Raw genomic sequence first — 5,752 nt, 5'->3', positions numbered from 1 at the left:
GGTGACAGGTCCGGCGCCACACCGTCATGGGCAACCATGGCCTCCTCACGCCCGAGGCTCGGCCCGCCGGCCAGCAGACCGATGATCGGCCACGGCGCAGGTTCGGCCTTGACTTCCTCGAGGCCGAGGGCCTTGACCGCGTCGGCGTTCTTGATGCCGAAGCGGACGCCGGTGTCGGCGATGTAGAACAGGCTGTCCTTGCGACGGCTGTTCGGCTCGATGCCGGTGGACTGCACGTACGCGCCGGAGGCAGGCGGGATGAAGACCGTGTCGGCGTTGGGGCCCGCACCGTCGGCTTGCGCAAGGTCGACCATCTTCGCCTTGTCCGGGATCGGCAGGTCGATGCCGGTCAGCAGGGTCAGTTCGGCGCGGGCGGTGGCGTCGGCGTTGTCGGTGGCGCCGGCGATCGGCTTCCACGACATGCAGCTGACGGGCTGATCCTTGGCGGTGATCAACGTCGGCCGATCGCGCGGGTAGTCCTGCACCTTCAGCGTCTCCACATGCGGCGCGAAGGTGTAGTCAGTGGACTGAATCGTGGTGCCGTTCATCATCGTCGGATAGAAGTTTCGGATGATCTGCGCGGTCATCGTCGAAATCGACTGCAGACCTTCCTGCAGCACTACGAAGTTCTGATTCGGCTCGTTGAAGACCTGGACCACATCACCGATCTTGTGCCCGCTCACACTGTAAGACGGTGTGCCACCGGGATTGCTGATGGTCGGCGTGATCAACGGCAACACTTCAGGAATCGCGTTCAGCAGGCCCTCGCCGATCGGGCGCGGCGTCGTTCCTCCGACGCCGAGCGCCAGAGTGACCGCGGGATCGTCCATCTTCACGCGAGCACGCTTGCCGTCGTAGACCAGATAGGTCGCGTCCTTGCCCTTCACAAGCATGGCCTTACCGTCTTCGACCTTCGACGCCTTGGCGCCCAGACTCGGGTCACCGGCCAGCACCGACGTGGTCAGATCGGCGCTGCCGTCGGACTTGAGCCGATCGCACACCGTCCACGCCCGGCCCTTGCCGCCCTTGTCGTAGAGGATCGACGACGGGGCGCCCGGAATACCGATCAGCTGACCGCGGGGCTTCTTCCCGAGCTCGGACTCCTTGACGATCGCCGCCTTGGACGCCTCACCGGCCGCCAACCGGGCCGAGGCCAGGTTCAGCGCGGGATGCACCACATTGTCGACGACCACGTAGACGCCGCCGGATTCCTTGGCGATAAGAATCTTGCTGTCGCCGATCTTGTCCTGCGGGCGCAGCAGCGCGAGCACGCCACAACCTGCGAGGACCACGATGCCGAGCACCAGTCCGACCACGTAGGCACGGGTCTGCGCGCGCATCGGGTCGTGCAGCATGCGCACGTCCCGGCGCACCAGGGCGTGCTCCATTCGCCGCACCAGGAAGCGGTATCCGCTGACCTGCCAGCGCGTTGTGGGTTTTGAAGGCATGGTTCCTCCCCCGAACAGTGCTCTCGTCCGGGCAACACAGTACAGTTCCCGGCAGCAGTTGTTCGCATTCGGCCATCGGCCGATCGACAAATGGGTACCTGGGGGAGGAACGAATGGCTGAGTTCAACGGGGCGGGACCGCGCCCGCTGTTCGGTCGGATTTCGCTGCCGCACCTACTCATTGCGCAGGTCCTCGGCCTGATCGCGGGGGTTGTCGCGCTGATCTGCCGCATCGATGCGCTGATGTCGCTCGCCATCGCCGTCGTGGTGGCACTGGTGCCGCTGATCCCGATCGGCAAGCGCACGATCCTCGATTGGATCTCGACCATCCGCCGGTATTCCGCCAAGCGCGACTACACACTCGGCGACACCGTCGACTTCCGTGACACCGACGGGCGCTCGCTCGGCCTGTACTGGGACGGCAGCCGCGTGGTCACCGTGGTCGAGGTGCTGCCGCCGCGCGGCGGGCTGACCCGTATCGCGCGCACCGCCGTGCACGCCTCACACCTGTTGCCGCTGCCCGAACTGGCCGCGTGCCTCAACCAGCACGACATCCTGCTCAGCGGGATCGACATCATCAGCCACGGTCACCGCAGCCGGTCCGGCACCCCCGCGGGCGCGATCTACGAATCGCTGCTCGGCCCGCTGCCCGCGACCGCGCACCGCACAGTGTGGCTCGCGATCAGCTTCGACGCGGTGGCCTGCCCGGACGCGACGGCTCGTCGTGGTGGCGGCACCGACGGCGCTTCCCGCTCGGTCACCATCGCCACCCAGCGGATCATGCGCACGCTCGAAGACGCCGACTGCAACGCACGCATCCTCACCGCCCCCGAGATCCGCAAGGCCGTACAGCAGATCACCGCGGGTCTTGATCCGCGCACACTGAGTCAGCGGTGGAAGTACGCCGAGATCGGCAACGCGGTGAACATCGGCAGTGCGGTGGATCCCAAGCAGCTGGGTTCGGATCTGCTCGCCCAGCTGTGGGTAGCGCCGTCGCGGGGTACGACGGTCGCTGTGCGGTTGCGTCCCGGTAGCGACGCCGAATCCGTGAGTGTCGGCGCCGCATGGCGATTGACCGTGCGCGAGCTGCCCGAGAAGACCAAGTCCAAGGGCATGGTGTCGATGAGCGGACGCCATCGCGACGCACTGCTGGCGCACCTGCCGATCGCGGTGCCCGGTGTCGACGACACGATCCCGACCATCGAGTACCCGATCGACGTCATCGGCGCGCTGCACCTTCCGTCGTCGGGTTGCGGGCAGCTGCTGGGCTCCGACGACGAGGGCAACGGCGTCGCCACCAGGATCGTCGGCGCCGGTATCTCCACCGTGTACGTCGCCGGTGAGCTGTATCTGGCCCAGCAGTTGGTGTTCCGCGCGCTCGCTGTGGGCGAGCGGGTGCTGGTGCGCACCGACCGGGCGCAGGCCTGGGAGCAGTTGGTGACCACCGTCGGTAATCCGGAGCGGCTGACCATCGCCGTCGAAACACACCAGTCCGACGCGGGTTTCACCGCGACGGTGGTGGACGGTGTGCTCGCGCCCGCCCCGCACGCCGGTGTCACCACGATCTACCTCACCGGTGATCCGAACGGCTGGCCCGCTTCTCGCCCCGACCTGGAGATCTTCCAGCCGGGAGCGATCGGCAACCGCGTGGTGCTGCGTACGGGAACGACCAGGGTGAACCTCACGCTGGTGTCGATTCCGCGCGAGTCGACCTACATCGGCCAGCCGCGTGGTCAGCGCGCGATGGCGTCGGCCTGATCGGTTCGCCGTAGCTCGCGTCACCACGCGGGCGATGCCACCGCCGGCTCAGCCCGGATAGGGTTCCACCGTGCGAGCTGCCCGCAAAGTCGTTCCCCACCAGGCCAATTGGTTCAACATGCGATCGCAAGCGTCGATCGCGGCGTCGTCGTCGGTCATGCCGGTCTTGTCGAAGCGGCGTTTGGCCTGGGCGAAACTCACCGATTCGCGCACCGAGACCATGTGCAGTTCCGCGACCACCTGACGCAACTGCTCGACCGCGCGCAACCCACCCGACAACCCGCCGTAGGACACGAACCCGATCGGCTTGGCCCGCCACTCGTGCTTGGCGCTGTCGAGCGCGGTCTTCAGCGAAGCCGGATACCCGTGGTTGTACTCGGAGGTGACGGCGACGAACGCGTCCGCACCGGCCAACCTGGCCCGGAACGCCTCGACCTCCGGCGTCTCGGTGAGGTCCACCGGCAACGCCAGATCCCGCAGATCGAGCACCCCCACCTCGAATTCCGGCCGCTCCCCCAGGGCGGTGACCAGCCAGCCCGCCACCACGGGCGCGAATCGTTCGGGCCGGGTGCTGGCGACGATGATCTCCAACCGCAGCGGTGCATTCATGCCGCCGAGCTTATCGACCCCGAAATGCCCCGGTACCGGAGCCGCTGACCGGCTCGTGCACGATAGGGCGGTCGGTTTCGTTCATGGGGCGCAGGGGGTCGCACGTGTGATTATCGGACGTTGGCAGTTGGTGGAGACGTTGGGGACGTCGCGGGATTGGTCGATGTTGACCGCGGGTACCGCGCCGCGCGAGTGGGCCTCGTATCAGCGGGCTGTTCCGGCCCGGTTGCAGCCGTTGATCGCGGCCGCACACGAGACCGGGGCGCCGGTGGAGCAGATGTTGCCGAAGTCGCGCAACCCCTGGTCGGAGTTGCGATTTCGGGCCGTGCCGGTGCTGTGGCCGGACTCGTCCGTACATGCGGTGAAGGTGTGGGTGGGGCCGGAGGTCCCGGCCGACGAGCTTCGCGTGGCCCCGTTCCAGGTCGACGCGTACGCCCGCGTGGTCCGCACTCATCCCGCCGGGCTCGGACCCCACTTCGGTTCGGCCCCGGTCGAATACAGCGGTGCCGAGCCGTTCGAGCGGATCGAGCGTTTCGATCGCGCGCTGGAATTCGTTGCCACGCTGTACCGTTCGGAACCTCGGAGCCGATGGTCGGGCGTCGCCACCGTGCATTCGGCGATCGGCCCGCGTTCGCTGCTGGTGGCCGCGCGCAACGGCGACGCCGAGCAGCGGTTCACGTGGCGCGGAGTGTCCGTCGATGTCACCGACAGTATTGCCCCACAGAACAAGTCGTTCGAGGCAGCGACGCTGGAATTGCTGCGCGAGTCCCAGCCGGGCCTGTACCTGGTCATCGTCGACACCGCCCAGGTGCGCGCCGTGCGCTGGGTCACCGAGCCGGTGCCGGGGCTGACATGGCGCGGAGTCGACGAGCGAACCGTCCCGCATCCCGAGGACCGGCCCAGAATCGCCGCCCTGCGGGCCGAGGTGCTGGCAGGCGCCACGCGCGCCGGGTTGAGCGGGTTGCGGCTGGCCGCCGAGGCGGGTGGCTGGCTCACCGTCGACGTCGAGGTGTCACCGCTGCCCGGCGGCGGCGCGGCGCCTGCTTTCCTGCTCGCTCAGGTGCAGGTCACCGCGCAGCCGGGGTGATCAGGGCAGTTCGAAGGGCAGCGACACCCCGGCGTGCACGCGGCAGCGTTCGCAGGTGCCGGTGTCGTCGACCGCGGTGACCGCACGTCGCATGAGCTCTTTGAAAGGTCCGAGGTTCTTCTTGAATTCGGCGAACACATCGACGGCGTGCACACCGTCGCCCTCTTCCAGACCGGCATCCAAGTCGGTGACGAGAGCGACTGCCGCGTAGCACATTTCGAGTTCGCGAGCGAGAACAGCCTCGGGATGACCGGTCATGTTGACCAGGTCCCAGCCCTGCCCGGCGAACCAGCGGCTCTCGGCGCGGGTCGAGAAGCGCGGGCCCTGAACGACGACCATCGTGCCGGAATCCTCGACCCGAAGGTCACCGGCGGACTTCACCGCGGCGGCGCGCAGATCATCGCAGTAGGGATCGGCGAAGGAGACGTGGACACCGCCGCCGTCGAAGTAGGTCTGCGGGCGACCCGAGGTCCGATCGACGAGCTGATCCGGCACCGCCACGGTGCCGGGACCCCAATCGGCGCGCAGGCTGCCGACCGCGCACGGCGCGAACACCCGGCGCACCCCGAGCGAACGCAGCGCCCACATGTTCGCCTGGTAGGGCAGGGTGTGCGGCGCGAACTCGTGCTGCTTGCCGTGCCGGGGCAGGAAGGCGACGGCGCGGCCCTCGACCTCCCCGATCGCTACCGGCGCACTCGGCGCGCCATACGGTGTGTCGACCTCGACGTGCACCGCGTCGTGGTCGAAGAAGTCATAGAAACCGCTGCCGCCGATAACGGCGAGTGCGGGCCGGGGAAGCGAACTCATAGCGCCGATTCTTCCGCCCGGGCCGACCGCGCGCAGCACCGGGG

The 5,752-nt window shown here is 68.0% G+C and carries 5 protein-coding genes; 2 read left to right on the top strand and 3 right to left on the bottom strand.

Going from position 1 to position 5,752, the window contains the following annotated elements:
• A partial coding sequence (gene eccB / locus ACFWF3_RS21745; protein WP_379315047.1) for a type VII secretion protein EccB occupies positions 1-1,448 on the bottom strand: 1,448 nt, incomplete at its 3' end.
• Between the two features lie 113 nt (positions 1,449-1,561).
• Between eccB and eccE the strand changes: the two genes are divergently transcribed.
• The gene (gene eccE / locus ACFWF3_RS21740; RefSeq protein WP_379315046.1) at positions 1,562-3,205 is read left to right on the top strand and encodes a type VII secretion protein EccE; all 1,644 of its coding nucleotides are present in this window, start codon (positions 1,562-1,564) and stop codon (positions 3,203-3,205) included.
• 48 nt (positions 3,206-3,253) lie between these two features.
• Here eccE and ACFWF3_RS21735 read toward each other — a convergent pair whose 3' ends face one another.
• A complete protein-coding gene (locus tag ACFWF3_RS21735; protein ID WP_379220350.1) occupies positions 3,254-3,814 on the bottom strand; it encodes an NADPH-dependent FMN reductase in 561 nt (186 codons plus the stop codon).
• A gap of 55 nt (positions 3,815-3,869) precedes the next feature.
• On the opposite strand from ACFWF3_RS21735, the gene ACFWF3_RS21730 reads away from it, so the two are divergent.
• On the top strand, positions 3,870-4,901 hold the full coding sequence (locus ACFWF3_RS21730; protein WP_379315045.1) for a GAF domain-containing protein: 1,032 nt from the start codon (positions 3,870-3,872) through the stop codon (positions 4,899-4,901).
• On the opposite strand, the gene ACFWF3_RS21725 is transcribed toward ACFWF3_RS21730, so the two are convergent.
• Positions 4,902-5,708 carry an S-methyl-5'-thioadenosine phosphorylase gene (locus ACFWF3_RS21725; RefSeq protein WP_378993607.1) on the bottom strand — a complete coding sequence of 269 codons (807 nt, stop codon included), beginning with the start codon at positions 5,706-5,708 and terminating at the stop codon, positions 4,902-4,904.
• Between the last annotated feature and the right edge of the window lie 44 nt (positions 5,709-5,752).

Origin of the sequence: Nocardia sp. NPDC060220 (assembly GCF_042727815.1) — a bacterium.
GTDB lineage: Bacteria > Actinomycetota > Actinomycetes > Mycobacteriales > Mycobacteriaceae > Nocardia.
This window is presented reverse-complemented; position numbering and strand designations above follow the sequence as displayed.

Coding starts and splice junctions, on each gene's coding strand:
- eccE (WP_379315046.1), top strand. CDS start 1,562: ATGGCTGAGTTCAACGGGGCGGGACCGCGCCCGCTGTTCGGTCGGATT.
- ACFWF3_RS21735 (WP_379220350.1), bottom strand. CDS start 3,814: ATGAATGCACCGCTGCGGTTGGAGATCATCGTCGCCAGCACCCGGCCC.
- ACFWF3_RS21725 (WP_378993607.1), bottom strand. CDS start 5,708: ATGAGTTCGCTTCCCCGGCCCGCACTCGCCGTTATCGGCGGCAGCGGT.